This window comes from Pseudomonas sp. TAE6080 (assembly GCF_018732265.1).
Taxonomy (GTDB): Bacteria; Pseudomonadota; Gammaproteobacteria; order Pseudomonadales; family Pseudomonadaceae; genus Aquipseudomonas; species Aquipseudomonas brenneri.
This window is the reverse complement of the sequence record NZ_JAHIDY010000013.1, coordinates 30438-47818: the sequence shown is the minus strand read 5'-3', so window position 1 is coordinate 47818 and position 17381 is coordinate 30438. Positions and strand designations below refer to the sequence as shown.

Below are 17381 nucleotides of genomic sequence, written 5' to 3'. Positions count from 1 at the left end.
TGGTTCGGGAAGAATTGAACGCCCGTACAAGTCGGGTGGAATGGTTGAAAACCTATCCAAGAGGAATTTGAAAATGGCAGCAATTACTGCAGCGTTGGTTAAAGAACTGCGTGAGCGTACTGGCGAAGGCATGATGGATTGCAAGAAAGCCCTGGAAAAGGCTGACGGCGACATCGAAAAAGCCATTGATGACATGCGTGCTTCGGGCGCGATCAAGGCTGCCAAGAAAGCAGGCAACGTCGCTGCTGAAGGCGCTATCGCTCTGAAAGAAGACGGCAAGTCCGCCGTTCTGCTGGAAGTGAACTCGCAGACCGACTTCCTGGCCCTGCAGGACGACTTCAAGGCATTTGTTGCTGCTAGCGTTGAAAAAGCGTTCGCCGACAAACTGACTGACGCCGCTCCGCTGATCGCCGCTCAAGAAGCCGATCGCCTGGTTCTGGTCGGCAAGGTTGGCGAAAACGTCAACATCCGTCGCCTGGTACGTGTTGAAGGTGATGTTGTTGGTGGTTACCTGCACGGTAACAAGATCGGTGTTGCAGTTGTCCTCAAGGGCGGCAACGTTGAGCTGGCCAAAGACATCGCTATGCACGTAGCGGCCAGCAACCCTGAGTTCCTGCTGCCTTCGGAAGTTTCTGCCGAAGCGATCGAGCGCGAAAAAGCTGTGTTCCTGCAGCTGAACGAAGAAAAAATCAAAGGCAAGCCAGAAAACATTGTTGAGAACATGGTCAAAGGCCGTATCAGCAAGTTCCTGGCCGAAGCAAGCCTGGTTGAGCAGGCGTTCGTCAAGAACCCTGAAATCAAGGTTGGCGAACTGGCCAAGAAAGCCGGTGCTGAAATCGTTTCCTTCACCTACTTCAAAGTAGGCGACGGCATCGAGAAGCCGGTCGACAACTTCGCTGAAGAAGTTGCTGCCCAGCTGGCTGCCGCCAAGCAGTAAGACAGTTTTCAACTGTCGCCCAAGAGAGGCTGCCCGCTCACGCGCGCAGCCTCTTTTCAAATGGGATGTTCAATTTTATTTGGCTTCCCTTTGGAACTGGCTTACAAAGCCGTGTTCCGATGGCGCTGTGACAGCGTCCAGCTAGAGTGAACGCAAGCCGTAAACGGCTCGCCAAGAATTTTTTAAAAATACGCCGCAGGAGAGATTCGCAATGGCTCAGCAGGGCAGTGGTTATCAGGCTCGCTATAAACGCATTCTACTCAAGCTTAGCGGCGAGGCCCTGATGGGCTCGGAAGAGTTCGGGATCGATCCCAAGGTGCTTGACCGCATGGCACTGGAAGTCGGCCAACTGGTCGGCATCGGTGTCCAGGTCGGCCTGGTGATTGGGGGTGGCAACCTGTTCCGTGGCGCAGCGCTCAGTGCTGCTGGCATGGATCGGGTCACCGGCGACCACATGGGCATGCTGGCCACTGTGATGAACGCCCTGGCCATGCGCGACGCCCTGGAGCGTGCCAATATCTCGGCCATCGTGATGTCGGCCATTTCCATGGTTGGTGTGACCGATCATTACGATCGTCGCAAAGCCATGCGCCACCTGAACGCCAAAGAGGTGGTGATCTTTGCTGCCGGCACCGGCAACCCGTTCTTTACCACCGACTCTGCTGCCTGCCTGCGCGCCATCGAAATCGATGCCGACGTAGTGCTCAAGGCCACCAAGGTTGATGGTGTCTACACCGCTGATCCATTCAAGGACCCGCATGCCGAGAAGTTCGATCATCTGACTTATGATGAAGTGCTGGATCGCAAGCTGGGCGTGATGGATCTGACGGCAATCTGCCTGTGCCGCGACCACAAGATGCCGCTGCGCGTATTTAACATGAACAAGCCCGGCGCCCTGCTGAATATCGTACACGGCGGCGCAGAAGGGACTCTGATCGAGGAAGGCGAACAATGATCAACGAAATCAAGAAAGACGCCCAGGCGCGTATGCAAAAATCCCTGGAGTCTCTGGCCCACGCATTCGGCCAGATTCGTACCGGCAAGGCCCACCCAAGCATCCTGGGTAGCGTGATGGTGCCTTACTACGGCTCCGATACCCCGCTGAGCGGCGTTGCCAACGTGACCGTCAAGGACTCCCGGACCCTGCAGGTCGTGGCGTTCGAGCGCAACATGCTGGCCGCTGTCGACAAGGCGATCCAGAGCGCTGGCCTGAACCTCAACCCAACCAACCTGGGTGAGTTGCTGCTGATCTCCATGCCTGCCCTGACTGAAGAAACCCGCAAGGGCTTCACCAAGCAGGCGCGCAGCGCGGCTGAAGATGCCCGTGTTGCCGTGCGCAACATCCGTCGTGATGCCCTGGGTGACCTGAAGAAACTGGTCAAGGACAAGGAAATCAGCGAAGACGAAGAGCGCCGCGCCGTCGCCGATATCGACAAGCTGACCAAGGACGCCGAGGCCCAGATCACCAAGGCCACGGAAGAGAAAGAAAAGGACCTGATGGCCGTATAAGGGGTCAGGACGCCTTCATGGAAAAGACCAAGCAGACTGTACCCTCTGTGGTGCCGCGCCATGTCGCGATCATCATGGATGGGAATAATCGCTGGGCGAAGAAACGCTTTATGCCAGGTGTTGCCGGGCATAAAGCGGGTGTCGATGCGGTACGGGCCGTGATCGAGGTGTGTGCCGAGGCCAAGGTCGAGGTCTTGACCTTGTTTGCCTTCTCCAGTGAAAACTGGCAGCGGCCGGCCGACGAAGTCAGCGCCTTGATGGACCTGTTCTTCAAGGCTTTGCGTCGCGAGGCCAAGCGCCTGAACGACAACAACATCAGCCTGCGCATCATCGGCGACCGCTCGCGGTTCCATCCGGAACTGCAGGCGGCCATGCGTGAAGCCGAGGCAATCACGGCTGGCAGCAACCGCTTCGTCCTGCAAATCGCCGCCAATTATGGTGGCCAATGGGATATCGCCCAGGCTGCACAGCGCCTGGCGCGTGAAGTGCAGGCCGGCCATCTGCGCCCGGAAGACATCACGCCCGAGTTGTTGCAAACCTGCCTGGTGACCGGCGACCTGCCGTTGCCGGACCTGTGCATCCGTACCGGTGGCGAACACCGCATCAGCAACTTCCTGTTGTGGCAGTTGGCCTATACCGAGCTGTACTTCTCCGACCTGTTCTGGCCGGACTTCAAACACGATGCCATGCGCAATGCGCTGGCCGATTTCGCTTCCCGTCAGCGTCGCTTCGGTAAAACGAGCGAGCAGATCGAAGCTGGAGCCCGGGTTTAATGCTTAAACAACGAATCATCACGGCACTGATCCTGCTGCCAATCGCCCTGTGCGGGTTTTTCCTGCTCGAAGGTGCAGGCTTTGCATTGTTCATCGGCCTGGTCGTGACCTTGGGCGCCTGGGAATGGGCGCGCCTGGCAGGGTTTGCCGAGCAATTGCCGCGTGTGGTGTACGCCGCCATTGTCGCGCTATTGCTGTTCCTGATGTACATCCTGCCGGATGTCGCCCCTTGGGTGCTGGGGGCAGCGGTGCTGTGGTGGGCGTTGGCGACATTCCTGGTGTTGACCTACCCGCGTACCAGCGGCCAGTGGTCCAGCGTCGCCTGCAAGCTGGTGATCGGTCTGCTGATTCTACTGCCGGCCTGGCAAGGGCTGGTCTATATCAAGCACATGGCCCTGGGGAACTGGTTGATCATGGCGGTGATGGTGTTGGTCTGGGGCGCGGATATTGGCGCGTACTTCTCCGGCCGTGCCTTTGGCAAGCGCAAACTGGCCCCGGCAGTCAGTCCCGGCAAGAGCTGGGAAGGGGTGTACGGCGGGCTGGTGCTGACACTGGTGATTACCGCCGTTGTCGGCGTCGTGCGTGATTGGAGCGTCAAGCAGATACTTCTGGCGTTGATTGCGGCGGCGGTGGTGGTGCTGATCTCGGTGGTCGGCGACCTCACCGAAAGCATGTTCAAGCGCCAGGCGGGTATCAAGGACAGCAGCAACCTGCTGCCCGGCCATGGCGGCGTACTGGATCGCATTGATAGCCTCACGGCGGCAATCCCGGTGTTTGCCGTGCTGTTGTGGATGGCTGCCTCGTGAGCCGCTTGCAGCAGGTTACCGTGCTGGGGGCCACTGGCTCGGTCGGGTTGAGCACGCTGGATGTGATTGCCCGTCACCCAGAGCGCTATCAGGTGTTTGCCCTGACCGGCTTCAGTCGCTTGAGCGAGCTGTTGGCGCTGTGCGTTCGGCATGTGCCGCAGTACGCGGTGGTACCGGATGCCGTTGCTGCCCGTGGCTTGCAGGATGATCTGCGGGCAGCAGGGTTGTCGACCCAGGTGCTGGTCGGCGAGGAAGGCTTGTGCCAGGTGTCTGCCGCTTCTGAAGTGGATACCGTGGTCGCGGCCATTGTCGGCGCCGCCGGCTTGCGTCCAACCCTTGCGGCGGTCGATGCTGGCAAGAAGATCCTGTTGGCCAATAAAGAAGCATTGGTCATGTCCGGCGCGCTGTTTATGCAGGCCGTGCGCAAGAGCGGTGCCGTGCTGTTGCCGTTGGACAGCGAGCACAATGCGATTTTTCAATGCATGCCAGGCGATTTCGCCCGTGGCCTGAGCCAGGTGGGCGTGCGCCGTATTCTGCTGACCGCCTCCGGCGGCCCGTTCCGTCAGACACCGTTGGCTGAACTGGAGCACGTTTCTCCGGATCAGGCCTGTGCTCATCCCAATTGGTCGATGGGGCGCAAGATTTCGGTGGATTCGGCGAGCATGATGAACAAGGGCCTGGAGCTGATCGAGGCTTGCTGGTTGTTCGATGCCCGGGCTGAACAGGTCGAGGTGGTGATTCATCCGCAAAGCGTGATTCATTCCCTGGTCGACTATGTGGATGGTTCGGTCCTGGCCCAGTTGGGTAACCCCGACATGCGCACGCCTATCGCCAATGCCCTGGCCTGGCCCGAGCGTATCGACTCCGGTGTTGCGCCCCTGGACCTGTTTGCCATTGCGCGCCTGGATTTCGAAGCGCCGGATGAGCAGCGCTTCCCTTGCCTGCGCCTGGCGCGTGAGGCGGCAGAGGCGGGCAACAGCGCGCCGGCGATGCTTAACGCGGCAAATGAGGTGGCGGTTGCCGCGTTTCTGGATCGACGCATCTGTTTTCCACAGATCGCGCGTATCATCGAGGAAATTTTGAGCCTGGAGCCCGTGGTTGCCGTGAATGATTTGGGCGCCGTGTTCGAGGCAGATGCCAAGGCCCGGGTCTTGGCCGAGCAATGGTTGAAGCGTCACGCGGGTTAGTCGCCAGGCGCTGGATTGGAATGCGGAGAGATTAGATGAGTGCGCTCTATATGATTGTCGGCACCCTGGTTGCTCTGGGTGTGCTGGTCACTTTCCACGAATTTGGTCATTTCTGGGTGGCTCGCCGTTGTGGCGTCAAGGTCCTGCGCTTCTCCGTGGGCTTTGGTATGCCGCTGCTGCGCTGGCATGACCGGCGCGGCACCGAATTCGTGATTGCAGCCATTCCCCTGGGCGGCTACGTCAAGATGCTCGACGAGCGCGAAGGCGAAGTGCCGGCTGATCAACTGGATCAATCCTTTAACCGCAAGACCGTCCGTCAGCGTATCGCCATCGTGGCGGCTGGCCCGATCGCCAACTTCCTGCTGGCCATGGTGTTCTTCTGGGTCCTGGCAATGCTGGGCAGCCAGCAGGTGCGCCCGGTCATCGGTGCGGTCGAGGCGGGCAGTATTGCCGCCAAGGCCGGATTGAGCGCCGGCCAGGAAATCGTTGCCATTGATGGTGAGCCAACCACGGGTTGGGGCGCGGTCAACCTGCAATTGGTCCGGCGCCTGGGCGAAAGTGGCACGGTGCAACTGGTGGTGCGCGAGCAGGACTCGACAGCCGAGACACCGCGTGAGCTGGTGTTGGACAAGTGGCTCAAGGGCGCCGACGAGCCTGATCCGATCAAGTCCCTGGGCATTCGTCCGTGGCGCCCGGCACTGCCGCCGGTATTGGCAGAACTCGATCCCAAGGGCCCGGCCCAGGCTGCCGGCCTGAAGACCGGCGACCGTTTGCTGGCCCTGGATGGCCAGGCACTGGGTGACTGGCAGCAAGTGGTCGATCTGGTTCGTGTACGTCCTGATACGAAAATTGTGCTGAAAGTTGAGCGCGACGGTGCTCAAATCGACGTCCCTGTCACGCTTGCGGTGCGCGGGGAGGCCAAAGCGGCCGGTGGGTATCTGGGCGCCGGGGTCAAAGGTGTCGAATGGCCGCCATCGATGGTGAGGGAGGTCAGTTTCGGGCCGTTGGCAGCCATTGGCGAGGGCGCACGACGCACTTGGACCATGAGTGTGCTGACCCTCGATTCCCTGAAGAAAATGTTGTTCGGCGAGCTCTCGGTAAAAAACTTGAGTGGACCGATAACCATTGCTAAAGTGGCGGGCGCTTCTGCCCAGTCGGGTGTTGCTGATTTCCTGAATTTCCTGGCTTATCTGAGTATTAGCCTTGGGGTTCTGAATTTGTTGCCCATTCCAGTATTGGATGGGGGGCATCTGTTGTTTTATCTCGTCGAGTGGGTGCGTGGTCGCCCCTTGTCGGATCGGGTGCAGGGTTGGGGGATACAGATCGGTATCAGTTTGGTGGTCGGGGTGATGTTGTTAGCCTTGGTCAACGATCTGGGACGACTGTAACGCTTCGCTGAATTGCGAATCTGCCGCATTTTGCGGCAGTTTGTTTATTGCCAGTTGGAATAAGAAAGGACTTCATGAAACGTCTGCTGCTAACTGCGGTTCTCACCGTATTGATGATCGCCGAAGTTCACGCCGAGTCCTTCACCATCTCCGATATTCGCGTCAACGGCCTCCAGCGGGTTTCCGCGGGTAGCGTGTTTGGCGCCTTGCCGTTGAACGTTGGGGAACAGGCTGACGACCGTCGCCTGGTGGAATCCACTCGTGCGCTGTTCAAAACCGGCTTCTTTCAAGATATCCAACTGGGTCGTGAAGGCAACGTCCTGGTCATCACTGTCGTGGAGCGGCCTTCTGTCGCCAGTATCGAGATCGAAGGCAACAAGGCGATCTCCACTGAAGACTTGATGAAGGGTCTCAAGCAATCCGGCCTGGCCGAAGGCGAGATCTTCCAGCGTGCCACCCTCGAAGGCGTACGTAACGAGCTGCAACGTCAGTATGTTGCCCAGGGCCGTTACTCCGCTTCCGTGGAAACCGAAGTGGTACCGCAGCCGCGCAACCGTGTCGGTCTGAAGGTCAACATCAACGAAGGCACCGTGGCGGCGATCCAGCACATCAACGTGGTGGGCAACACCAAGTTCGCCGACGAAGACCTGATCGACCTGTTCGAACTCAAGACCACCAACTGGCTGTCGTTCTTCAAGAACGACGACAAGTATGCTCGTGAAAAACTTTCCGGTGACCTGGAGCGTCTGCGCTCCTACTACCTGGACCGTGGCTATATCAACATGGATATCGCTTCGACCCAGGTGTCCATCACGCCGGACAAGAAACACGTCTACATCACCGTCAACGTCAACGAAGGCGAGAAATACCGCGTACGTGACGTGAAGCTCAGCGGCGACCTGAAAGTGCCTGAAGACCAGGTCAAGTCCCTGCTGCTGGTCGAGAAGGACCAGGTGTTCTCGCGCAAGCTGATGACCACCACCTCCGAACTGATCACCCGTCGCCTGGGCAACGAAGGCTATACCTTCGCCAACGTCAACGGCGTGCCGACCCCCCATGATGATGACCACACCGTGGACATCACCTTTGTCGTCGATCCGGGCAAGCGTGCCTACGTCAACCGCATCAACTTCCGTGGCAACACCAAGTCCGAGGATGAAGTGCTGCGTCGTGAAATGCGCCAGATGGAAGGTGGCTGGGCTTCGACCTACCTGATCGACCAGTCCAAGACCCGTCTTGAGCGTCTGGGCTTCTTCAAGGAAGTCAACGTCGAGACCCCGGCCGTACCGGGTGTGGATGACCAGGTTGACGTGAACTACGCCGTGGAAGAGCAAGCGTCCGGTTCGATCACCGCCAGCGTCGGTTTTGCACAGAGTGCCGGCCTGATCCTCGGTGGCTCGATTACCCAGAACAACTTCCTGGGTACCGGTAACAAGGTTTCCATCGGCCTGACCCGCAGCGAATACCAGAGCCGCTACAACTTCGGTTATGTGGACCCCTACTGGACTGCTGACGGTGTGAGCCTGGGCTACAACGCCTTCTACCGCACCACCGACTACAAAGACCTCGACGTCGACGTTGCAAGCTATGCGATCGACAGCCTGGGTGCCGGTGTCAACGTGGGCTACCCGATCAGTGAGACCTCGCGTCTGACCTTCGGCCTGACTGCGCAGCAGGATGAAATCAAGACCGGTGTCTACACCGTGGACGAGATCTTCGACTTCACCCGCCGTGAAGGTGACAAGTTCCTCAACTTCAAGGCCTCGGCCGGTTGGTCCGAGTCCACCCTGAACAAAGGCGTGCTGGCCACCCGTGGTCATTCCCAGAGCCTGACCCTGGAAGCCACCACCCCAGGTAGCGACCTGTCGTTCTTCAAACTCGACTACCGTGGCCAATTGTTCACGCCGTTGAGCGATAACTACACCATGCGCCTGCACACGGAATTGGGCTATGGTGATGGCTATGGTTCGACTGATGGCCTGCCGTTCTACGAGAACTACTACGCGGGTGGCTTCAACTCGGTACGTGGTTTCAAGGACAGCACCCTCGGCCCTCGTGGTACGCCGAGCCGTGGTGTTGGTGTTACCGGTAATACCGGCACTGTAGCTGACTCCGACAACGATCCACTGCCGTTCGGTGGTAACGTATTGATTCAAGGTGGTGCGGAAATTCTGTTCCCGCTGCCATTCGTCAAGGACCAGCGTTCCCTGCGTACTTCGGTCTTCTGGGATGTGGGTAACGTATTCGACTCCAAGTGCGAGCAGGTCCGGAACCCATCGGGTATCAAGTCCAACACTCAGTGCAATGATGTCAGTCTGAGTAACCTGGCCAGTTCCGTGGGTGTAGGGGTGACCTGGATTACTGCCCTGGGTCCATTGAGCTTCGCCTTGGCGATGCCGATCAAGAAACCGGATAACGCTGAAACCCAGATTTTCCAATTTTCCCTCGGCCAGACGTTCTAAGCGTCCGACCCAAGATAACGACAACGGATTCTGTAGGAGTGCATCGTGCGTAAGTTGACTCAATTGGTTCTTCTGGCAACCGTGCTGGTCGCAACCCCGGCGTTTGCCGAAATGAAAATCGCTGTCCTGAACTATCAGATGGCCCTGCTGGAATCCGACGCGGCCAAGAAGTACGCCGTGGATGCCGAAAAAAAATTCGGTCCGCAACTGACCAAGCTCAAGACACTGGAAAGCAGTGCCAAGGGTATTCAGGATCGTCTGGTCGCCGGTGGCGATAAAATGCAACAAGGCGAGCGCGAGCGTCTGGAGCTTGAATTCAAGCAAAAGGCCCGTGACTATCAGTTCCAGTCCAAGGAGCTGAATGAGGCCAAGGCTGTTGCTGACCGTGAAATGCTCAAGCAACTGAAGCCAAAACTCGACAGCGCTGTGGAAGAAGTCATCAAGAAAGGTGCCTTTGACCTGGTCTTCGAGCGTGGCGCCGTGATCGACGTCAAGCCTCAATACGACATCACCCGCCAGGTGATCGAGCGCATGAACCAGCTGAAGTAAACCATGACAGCGACTATCAAACTCGGCGAGTTGGCCGAGTTCCTGGGGGCCACCTTACGTGGCTCCAAGGAGAAAGAAATCACTGGGCTAGCCACCTTGCAGGAGGCTGGCCCAGCTCAGTTGAGCTTCCTCGCAAACCCCCAATACCGTAAATACCTGGGCGACAGCCAGGCCGCAGCCGTATTGCTGAAGGCCGCTGACGCCGAGACGTTTGCCGGGGATGCGCTGGTGGTGGCAGATCCTTATGCGGCTTACGCGCGGGTGTCCCACCTGTTTGACCCGAAACCCAAGGCCGCTCCAGGCATTCATCCTTCTGCGGTCATCGCCGATGACGCACAGGTAGATCCTGCGGCGAGCATCGGTGCTTTTGCGGTGATCGAGAGTGGTGCGCGCATTGGCGCCGGTGTAACGGTAGGGGCTCATTGCTTTATCGGTGCGCGCAGTGAAATCGGTGCAGGCGGTTGGCTAGCGCCACGTGTGACCCTCTATCACGATGTGCGTATCGGGCAACGTGTGGTGATTCAGTCGGGCGCCGTGATCGGCGGCGAAGGCTTCGGCTTCGCCAATGAGAAGGGTATCTGGCAGAAGATTGCCCAGGTTGGCGGTGTGCTGATCGGTGACGATGTGGAGATTGGCGTCAACACTGCTGTCGATCGCGGGGCTTTGGCCGATACCGTGATTGGCAATGGTGTGAAGCTCGACAACCAGATCCAGATCGCCCACAACGTACAGATTGGCGATCACACGGCCATGGCCGCGTGCGTCGGCATTTCCGGCAGCACCAAGATCGGCAAGCATTGCATGCTGGCTGGCGGTGTCGGGCTGGTGGGCCATATCGAGGTGTGTGACAACGTTTTCATTACCGGCATGACCATGGTGACCCATTCGATTACCGAGCCTGGGGCCTATTCTTCCGGCACGGCGATGCAACCCGCGGCCGAGTGGCGCAAGAGCGCGGCCCGTTTAAGGCAGCTCGACGACATGGCGCGGCGCCTGAAACATCTGGAAAAGCGTGTTGGGGACGTGACCCCTGGCAGTAATGTTTCATCAGATGGCTGATACCATTTCCATATCAAGTGTGCACAGCAGCTAGACTGCCTTCTTGATTTGCTAGAGGGGCGTGCCTTAGTCCGCGCGCTCCCAATCTTTATTACAGGCTTCCCCCCGAAATGATGGACATCAACGAGATTCGCGAATACCTGCCTCACCGTTACCCGTTCCTGCTGGTGGACCGTGTAGTGGAGCTCAATGTTGAGGAAAAGCGCATTCGTGCCTACAAGAATGTCAGCATCAACGAACCCTTCTTCAATGGCCACTTCCCGGCGCATCCGATCATGCCGGGCGTGTTGATCATCGAAGCAATGGCGCAGGCTGCTGGTATCCTGGGTTTTAAAATGCTCGACCTGAAGCCTGCCGATGGCACGCTTTACTATTTCGTGGGCTCCGACAAACTGCGTTTCCGCAACCCGGTTACCCCAGGTGACCAGTTGATCCTGGAAGCCAAGTTCGTGAGCTGCAAGCGCCAGATCTGGAAATTCGAGTGCCAGGCGTCGGTTGACGGCAAACCTGTGTGCTCCGCCGAAATCATTTGCGCGGAACGCAAACTATGAGTTTGATTGACCCTCGCGCAATCATCGATCCGACGGCCGTGCTGGCCGCCGACGTTGAGGTCGGCCCGTGGTCGATCATCGGCGCAGGTGTGGAAATCGGCGAGGGGACAGTCATCGGGCCGCACGTGATCCTCAAGGGTCCGACCCGCATCGGCAAACACAATCGTATCTACCAGTTTTCCTCGGTAGGCGAAGATACGCCGGACATGAAGTACAAGGGTGAAGAAACCCGCCTGGTAATCGGTGATCACAACATCATTCGTGAAGGCGTGACCATTCACCGTGGCACTGTGCAGGACCGGGCAGAAACCACCCTGGGCGATCACAATCTGGTGATGGCCTATGCGCACATCGGCCATGACAGCGTGATTGGCAACCACTGCATCCTGGTCAACAACACTGCGTTGGCCGGCCATGTACATGTTGACGACTGGGCGATCCTGTCCGGTTTCACCCTGGTGCATCAGTATTGCCATATCGGCGCCCACAGCTTTTCCGGCATGGGTACTGCTATTGGCAAGGATGTACCGGCGTTCGTCACGGTATTTGGCAACCCCGCCGAAGCCCGCAGCATGAACTTCGAAGGCATGCGCCGCCGGGGTTTCAGCGAAGATGCAATCCACGCCCTGCGTCGCGCCTACAAGGTGGTGTATCGCCAGGGCCTGACGGTTGACCAGGCGCTGGCAGAGCTGGCTGAGCCGGCGGCGTTGTTTCCTGAAGTTGCCATATTCCGTGATTCGATCCAGGCATCGACTCGCGGCATCACCCGCTGATCATGGCCACACTGCGTATTGCATTGGTGGCCGGAGAAGCTTCCGGCGATATATTGGGCGCTGGCCTGATGCGCGCGCTCAAGGCGCAGCATCCAGCGGTTGAATTCATTGGTGTCGGCGGCCCGCTGATGCAGGCCGAAGGCCTGGCTTCCTACTTTCCCATGGAGCGTTTGTCGGTCATGGGGCTGGTGGAAGTGCTCGGGCGCCTGCGCGAGCTGCTCGCTCGACGCAAACTGCTGATCCAGACCCTGATTGCAGAGAAACCGGACGTCTTTATCGGTATCGATGCACCGGACTTCACCCTCAATATCGAACTCAAGCTGCGTCAGGCTGGGATCAAGACCGTGCATTACGTCAGCCCGTCCGTGTGGGCGTGGCGACAGAAGCGGGTCTTGAAGATCCGTGAAGGCTGCGACCTGATGTTGACCCTGCTGCCTTTCGAGGCACGGTTCTATGAAGAAAAGGGCGTGCCGGTAAGGTTTGTCGGCCACACCCTGGCCGATACCATCCCGTTGCAGGCCGATCGTGCCGCAGCCCGCGCCGAGTTGGGCTTGCCCGAGGGGCCGCTGGTGGCGTTGATGCCCGGCAGTCGTGGCGGTGAGGTCGGACGTCTGGGCGCACTGTTCTTTGATGCGGCTGAGCGCCTGCAGGCCCTGAAGCCTGGGGTGCGTTTTGTGTTGCCGTGCTCCAGCCCGCAGCGGCGCGCACAAATCGAGGCTTTGTTGGTGGGGCGCGACCTGCCGTTGACACTGCTCGACGGTAACTCGCACCTGGCCCTGGCCGCCTGCGATGCGGTGTTGATCGCTTCCGGTACCGCCACGCTTGAGGCCTTGCTCTATAAACGCCCGATGGTCGTGGCTTATCGCCTGGCGCCGCTGACCTACTGGATTCTCAAGCGCATGGTCAAAAGTCCCTACATCTCCTTGCCCAACCTGCTGGCCCAGCGTTTGTTGGTGCCGGAGTTGTTGCAGGACGCGGCAACACCCGAAGCATTGGCCCAGACCATTGCGCCGTTGATCGACGGTGGCGAAGAGCAGACCCGTGGGTTTGACGAAATTCACCGTACCTTGCGCCGTGATGCGTCGAACCAGGCAGCAGATGCCGTGTTGACCTTGATTGGCCGCCAGCAGGAAACCCTATGAAGACGCAAATCGGCCTGGATTTCAGCCTGGTTGCCCAAACCCACGAACTGGTCGCCGGTGTCGATGAAGTAGGGCGTGGCCCGCTGTGCGGCGCGGTGGTCACGGCGGCGGTGATTCTGGACCCGAATCGTCCGATCCTCGGCCTCAACGACTCGAAGAAACTGACCGAGGCCCGTCGGGAAAAGCTGTTTGACGAAATTTGCGAAAAGGCCCTCAGTTGGCATATCGCCAGGGCCGAAGTCGAGGAAATCGACGAGCTGAATATCCTGCACGCCACGATGCTGGCCATGCAGCGCGCCGTCGAGGGGCTGCACATCACCCCGAAACTGGCGATGATCGACGGTAATCGCTGCCCGAGGCTGGCGATGCCGGCCGAAGCGGTGGTCAAGGGTGATAGCAAGGTTCCGGCGATTGCCGCCGCCTCGATCCTGGCCAAGGTCAGTCGTGACCGTGAAATGGCGGCGTTCGAATTGATCTATCCGGGCTACGGCATTGGCGGCCATAAAGGCTACCCGACGCCCGTTCATCTGGAAGCCCTGGCCCGATTGGGCCCGACACCGATCCACCGACGCTCGTTTGCCCCGGTACGCCTGGCTTATGAGGCGCGCGAAAACCTGGCCGAGCGTTAGGCGCAGGCTGATGTTTTACTCAAGGCCCGGTACAATCCGGGCCTTGTTGTTTTCACACGTATCTAGACAGGATCACTATGCCGGCTTCATTCGTTCACCTGCGCCTGCACACTGAATATTCCCTGGTCGACGGCCTGGTACGGATCAAACCGCTGGTCAAAACCCTGGTGGGCATGAACATGCCTGCCGTTGCGGTCACTGACCAGAACAACATGTGTTCCCTGGTCAAGTTCTACAAAAATGCTATGGGCGCCGGGATCAAGCCGATCTGCGGTGCCGACCTGTGGTTGTCCAACAAAGACCCGGACAACGCCCTGAGCCGTATCAGCCTGTTGGCGATGAATGGCGTGGGTTATCGCAACCTGACTGAACTGATTTCCCGTGGTTTCATCGACGGCCAGCGCAATGGCTCGATCATCATCGAGCGTGAATGGGTTGCCGAGGCCAGCGAAGGCCTGATCATGCTGTCGGCGGCTAAAGAGGGCGAGATCGGGATCGCGCTGCTCGGCGGTAATCCGCACGAGGCAGAGGTACTGGCGAGCGAGTGGATGCAGGTCTTCCCGGGCCGCTTCTACCTGGAAGTGCAGCGCACCAACCGTCCCAACGACGAAGAACACTTGCATGCCGCCGTGGCCCTGGCCGAAAAGCTGGGTGCGCCGCTGGTGGCCACCAACGATGTGCGCTTTATCAAGAAAGAAGACTTCGAGGCCCACGAAACCCGCGTCTGCATCGGTGAGGGCCGGGCACTGGACGATCCGCGTCGCTCGAAAAACTACAGCGAAGAGCAATACCTCAAAAGTGCCGAGGAAATGGCCGAGCTGTTCAGTGACCTGCCCGAGGCGCTGGAAAACTCCGTCGAAATTGCCAAACGCTGCAATATTGAAGTGAAGCTGGGCAAGCACTTCTTGCCCAACTTCCCGATTCCCGATGGCATGACCATCGATGAGTATTTCCGCAAGGTGTCCTTTGATGGCCTGGACGAGCGTCTCTCCGTTCTGCTGCCCAAGGACACCACTGAAGATTACGAAGCCAAGCGCCAGGTGTATGTCGACCGGCTGAATTTCGAGCTGGATATCATCATCCAAATGGGGTTCCCCGGTTACTTCCTGATCGTAATGGACTTTATCCAGTGGGCCAAAAGCAACGGCGTGCCGGTGGGGCCTGGCCGGGGGTCGGGTGCCGGGTCGCTGGTGGCCTATGTACAGAAGATCACCGACCTTGATCCGCTGGAATATGACCTGCTGTTTGAACGCTTCCTGAACCCGGAACGGGTATCGATGCCCGACTTCGACGTCGACTTCTGCATGGATGGTCGTGACCGGGTGATCGAGTACGTGGCCGAGAAATACGGGCGTAACGCGGTAAGCCAGATCATTACCTTCGGTTCCATGGCGGCCAAGGCGGTCATCCGCGACGTGGCGCGGGTGCAGGGCAAGTCCTACGGCCTGGCGGACCGTTTGTCGAAGATGATTCCCTTTGAAGTCGGCATGACCTTGGAAAAGGCCTACGAGCAGGAAGAAATCCTGCGCGACTTCATCAAGATCGATGAAGAAGCTGCCGAAATCTGGGACATGGCCCGCAAGCTCGAAGGCGTGGTACGTAACGTCGGTAAACACGCCGGTGGTGTAGTCATCGCGCCGACCAAGCTGACAGACTTTTCGCCGATCTATTGCGACGAAGAAGGCGGTGGCCTGGTAACCCAGTTCGACAAGGATGACGTGGAGGCGGCCGGCCTGGTGAAGTTCGACTTCCTCGGCCTGCGGACCCTGACGATCATCGATTGGGCGCTCAAGACGATCAACCGCGAGCGGGCCAAGGTCGATGAGGCGCCGCTGGACATCGCGTTTATCCCGCTGGACGACAAGCCAACCTACGCCCTGCTGCAAAAAGCCGAGACCACCGCGGTGTTCCAGCTTGAATCGCGCGGCATGAAGGAGCTGATCAAAAAGCTCAAGCCCGACTGCCTGGAAGACTTGATCGCACTGGTGGCCCTGTTCCGTCCGGGCCCGCTGCAATCGGGCATGGTTGATGACTTTATCAACCGTAAGCACGGGCGCGCCGAACTGGCCTACCCGCACTCCGATTACCAGTACGAGGGCCTCAAGCCAGTACTGGCACCGACCTACGGCATCATCCTGTATCAGGAACAGGTGATGCAGATCGCCCAGGTCATGGCCGGCTACACCCTCGGCGGTGCAGACATGCTGCGTCGCGCCATGGGTAAGAAAAAGCCCGAGGAAATGGCCAAGCAGCGCGGCGGTTTCATTGAAGGCTGCGCCACCAACAACATCGACGCTGACCTGGCCGGTAACATCTTTGACCTGGTGGAAAAATTCGCCGGTTATGGCTTCAACAAATCCCACTCCGCCGCCTATGGCCTGGTGTCGTACCAGACTGCCTGGCTGAAAGCCCACTATCCGGCGCCGTTCATGGCGGCGGTACTTTCGGCGGATATGCACAACACCGACAAGGTCGTGACCTTGATCGAAGAAGTGCGGACCATGAAACTGCGCCTCGACGCGCCGGATGTGAACGCCTCGGAGTTCAAGTTCACGGTGAACGACGAAGGCCGCATCATCTATGGCCTGGGCGCGATCAAGGGCGTGGGCGAGGGCCCGGTCGAGGCGATCACCGAGGCGCGCCAGGACGGCCCGTTCAAGGATCTGTTTGATTTCTGCGCTCGGGTCGATCTCAAACGCATCAACAAACGTACCCTCGATGGCCTGATCCGCAGCGGTGCCCTGGATCGCCTCGGGCCGTATTTCCATGACGAGCCGAAGGCCTACCAGGCCAATATCGACCGTAATCGCGCGGTGCTGCTGACCGCCATGGAAGAAGCGATCAAGGCTGCCGAACAAACCGCCCGGACCCACGACAGTGGGCATGCCGACCTGTTTGGCGGGCTGTTTGTCGAAGAAGATGCCGATGTGTACGCCAATCACCGCAAGGCCAAGGAGCTGACCCTCAAGGAGCGGCTCAAGGGTGAAAAAGACACCCTGGGCCTGTACCTCACCGGTCACCCGATTGACGAATATGAAGGCGAGATCCGCCGTTTTGCCCGCCAGCGCATCATCGACCTGAAGCCGGCGCGCGATACCCAGACTGTCGCCGGGATGATCATTGCCCTGCGGGTGATGAAGAACAAAAAGGGCGACAAGATGGGTTTCATCACCCTCGACGACCGCTCCGGGCGTATCGAAGCGTCGCTGTTTGCCGACGCCTTCCACTCCGCGCAGTCGCTGTTGCAGACCGATGCAATGGTGGTGGTGGAGGGGGAGGTCAGCAACGATGACTTCTCCGGCGGCCTGCGCCTGCGCATCAAGCGGGTGATGAGCATGGAAGATGCCCGTACCAACCTGGCCGAAAGCCTGCGCCTGAAGGTCAAAACCGAAGCGCTCAAGGGCGATCAGCTACGCTGGCTGGGGGATCTGCTCAAGCGCCACCGTGGCGCGTGCCCGGTGACCATGGAGTACACCGGCAGCGATGCCAAGGCGATGTTGCAGTTTGGCGAGACGTGGCGAATTGACCCGGCCGATGGCTTGATTCAAGCATTGCGTGACCAGTTCGGGCGTGACAACGTCTTCCTCCAATACCGTTGACGGTCAGGGCCATTGTT

At 59.0% G+C, this 17381-nt stretch carries 15 protein-coding genes; all 15 read left to right on the top strand.

Annotated elements, in window-relative coordinates:
* Nucleotides 1-73: 73 nt before the first annotated feature.
* The 15 genes from tsf to dnaE all read left to right on the top strand — a co-directional run bounded on the left by tsf (nt 74) and on the right by dnaE (nt 17364).
* Complete coding sequence (tsf, locus tag KL786_RS12115) at nt 74-937, top strand: translation elongation factor Ts (RefSeq protein ID WP_003172264.1); 864 nt, start codon at nt 74-76, stop codon at nt 935-937.
* 211 nt (nt 938-1148) lie between these two features.
* Nucleotides 1149-1892 (top strand): UMP kinase, encoded by a 744-nt coding sequence (gene pyrH, locus KL786_RS12110; RefSeq protein ID WP_019692086.1) that lies wholly within the window; start codon nt 1149-1151, stop codon nt 1890-1892.
* Complete coding sequence (gene frr, locus KL786_RS12105; protein WP_032858165.1) at nt 1889-2446, top strand: ribosome recycling factor; 558 nt, start codon at nt 1889-1891, stop codon at nt 2444-2446. Before pyrH ends, frr begins: the two co-directional genes overlap by 4 nt.
* A gap of 17 nt (nt 2447-2463) precedes the next feature.
* A complete protein-coding gene (gene uppS, locus KL786_RS12100) occupies nt 2464-3219 on the top strand; it encodes a polyprenyl diphosphate synthase (RefSeq protein ID WP_029297283.1) in 756 nt (251 codons plus the stop codon).
* Nucleotides 3219-4025: a phosphatidate cytidylyltransferase gene (locus KL786_RS12095; protein WP_215517737.1), complete on the top strand. Its 807-nt coding sequence runs from the start codon at nt 3219-3221 to the stop codon at nt 4023-4025. Before uppS ends, KL786_RS12095 begins: the two co-directional genes overlap by 1 nt.
* The gene (ispC, locus tag KL786_RS12090; protein WP_215517736.1) at nt 4022-5212 is read left to right on the top strand and encodes a 1-deoxy-D-xylulose-5-phosphate reductoisomerase; all 1191 of its coding nucleotides are present in this window, start codon (nt 4022-4024) and stop codon (nt 5210-5212) included. Before KL786_RS12095 ends, ispC begins: the two co-directional genes overlap by 4 nt.
* Before the next feature lie 35 nt (nt 5213-5247).
* Nucleotides 5248-6600 carry a sigma E protease regulator RseP gene (gene rseP, locus KL786_RS12085; RefSeq protein ID WP_029297276.1) on the top strand — a complete coding sequence of 451 codons (1353 nt, stop codon included), beginning with the start codon at nt 5248-5250 and terminating at the stop codon, nt 6598-6600.
* Between the two features lie 74 nt (nt 6601-6674).
* A complete protein-coding gene (bamA, locus tag KL786_RS12080) occupies nt 6675-9062 on the top strand; it encodes an outer membrane protein assembly factor BamA (RefSeq protein WP_215517735.1) in 2388 nt (795 codons plus the stop codon).
* A 45-nt stretch (nt 9063-9107) separates the two neighbouring features.
* The gene (locus tag KL786_RS12075) at nt 9108-9611 is read left to right on the top strand and encodes an OmpH/Skp family outer membrane protein (RefSeq protein WP_003219314.1); all 504 of its coding nucleotides are present in this window, start codon (nt 9108-9110) and stop codon (nt 9609-9611) included.
* A 3-nt stretch (nt 9612-9614) separates the two neighbouring features.
* Nucleotides 9615-10670: a UDP-3-O-(3-hydroxymyristoyl)glucosamine N-acyltransferase gene (gene lpxD, locus KL786_RS12070; RefSeq protein WP_215517734.1), complete on the top strand. Its 1056-nt coding sequence runs from the start codon at nt 9615-9617 to the stop codon at nt 10668-10670.
* Nucleotides 10671-10780: 110 nt separating this feature from the next.
* A complete protein-coding gene (gene fabZ / locus KL786_RS12065) occupies nt 10781-11221 on the top strand; it encodes a 3-hydroxyacyl-ACP dehydratase FabZ (protein ID WP_029297270.1) in 441 nt (146 codons plus the stop codon).
* Nucleotides 11218-11994, top strand: coding sequence for an acyl-ACP--UDP-N-acetylglucosamine O-acyltransferase (gene lpxA, locus KL786_RS12060; RefSeq protein WP_032858160.1), 777 nt, complete (start codon nt 11218-11220; stop codon nt 11992-11994). The genes fabZ and lpxA overlap by 4 nt, the downstream gene beginning before the upstream one ends.
* 2 nt (nt 11995-11996) lie before the next feature.
* Nucleotides 11997-13136 carry a lipid-A-disaccharide synthase gene (lpxB, locus tag KL786_RS12055; RefSeq protein ID WP_215517733.1) on the top strand — a complete coding sequence of 380 codons (1140 nt, stop codon included), beginning with the start codon at nt 11997-11999 and terminating at the stop codon, nt 13134-13136.
* Nucleotides 13133-13765, top strand: a complete 633-nt coding sequence (gene rnhB, locus KL786_RS12050) for a ribonuclease HII (protein ID WP_215517732.1) — start codon at nt 13133-13135, stop codon at nt 13763-13765. The genes lpxB and rnhB overlap by 4 nt, the downstream gene beginning before the upstream one ends.
* 77 nt (nt 13766-13842) lie before the next feature.
* A complete protein-coding gene (dnaE, locus tag KL786_RS12045) occupies nt 13843-17364 on the top strand; it encodes a DNA polymerase III subunit alpha (protein WP_215517731.1) in 3522 nt (1173 codons plus the stop codon).
* The last annotated feature ends 17 nt before the right edge of the window (nt 17365-17381 follow it).

What these genes read in the sequence shown, in the direction of transcription:
- KL786_RS12095 (WP_215517737.1), top strand. Translation starts at nt 3,219, where the DNA reads ATGCTTAAACAACGAATCATCACGGCACTGATCCTGCTGCCAATCGCC.
- frr (WP_032858165.1), top strand. Translation starts at nt 1,889, where the DNA reads ATGATCAACGAAATCAAGAAAGACGCCCAGGCGCGTATGCAAAAATCC.
- lpxD (WP_215517734.1), top strand. Translation starts at nt 9,615, where the DNA reads ATGACAGCGACTATCAAACTCGGCGAGTTGGCCGAGTTCCTGGGGGCC.
- rseP (WP_029297276.1), top strand. Translation starts at nt 5,248, where the DNA reads ATGAGTGCGCTCTATATGATTGTCGGCACCCTGGTTGCTCTGGGTGTG.
- tsf (WP_003172264.1), top strand. Translation starts at nt 74, where the DNA reads ATGGCAGCAATTACTGCAGCGTTGGTTAAAGAACTGCGTGAGCGTACT.
- lpxA (WP_032858160.1), top strand. Translation starts at nt 11,218, where the DNA reads ATGAGTTTGATTGACCCTCGCGCAATCATCGATCCGACGGCCGTGCTG.
- uppS (WP_029297283.1), top strand. Translation starts at nt 2,464, where the DNA reads ATGGAAAAGACCAAGCAGACTGTACCCTCTGTGGTGCCGCGCCATGTC.
- lpxB (WP_215517733.1), top strand. Translation starts at nt 11,997, where the DNA reads ATGGCCACACTGCGTATTGCATTGGTGGCCGGAGAAGCTTCCGGCGAT.
- fabZ (WP_029297270.1), top strand. Translation starts at nt 10,781, where the DNA reads ATGATGGACATCAACGAGATTCGCGAATACCTGCCTCACCGTTACCCG.
- rnhB (WP_215517732.1), top strand. Translation starts at nt 13,133, where the DNA reads ATGAAGACGCAAATCGGCCTGGATTTCAGCCTGGTTGCCCAAACCCAC.
- pyrH (WP_019692086.1), top strand. Translation starts at nt 1,149, where the DNA reads ATGGCTCAGCAGGGCAGTGGTTATCAGGCTCGCTATAAACGCATTCTA.
- dnaE (WP_215517731.1), top strand. Translation starts at nt 13,843, where the DNA reads ATGCCGGCTTCATTCGTTCACCTGCGCCTGCACACTGAATATTCCCTG.
- bamA (WP_215517735.1), top strand. Translation starts at nt 6,675, where the DNA reads ATGAAACGTCTGCTGCTAACTGCGGTTCTCACCGTATTGATGATCGCC.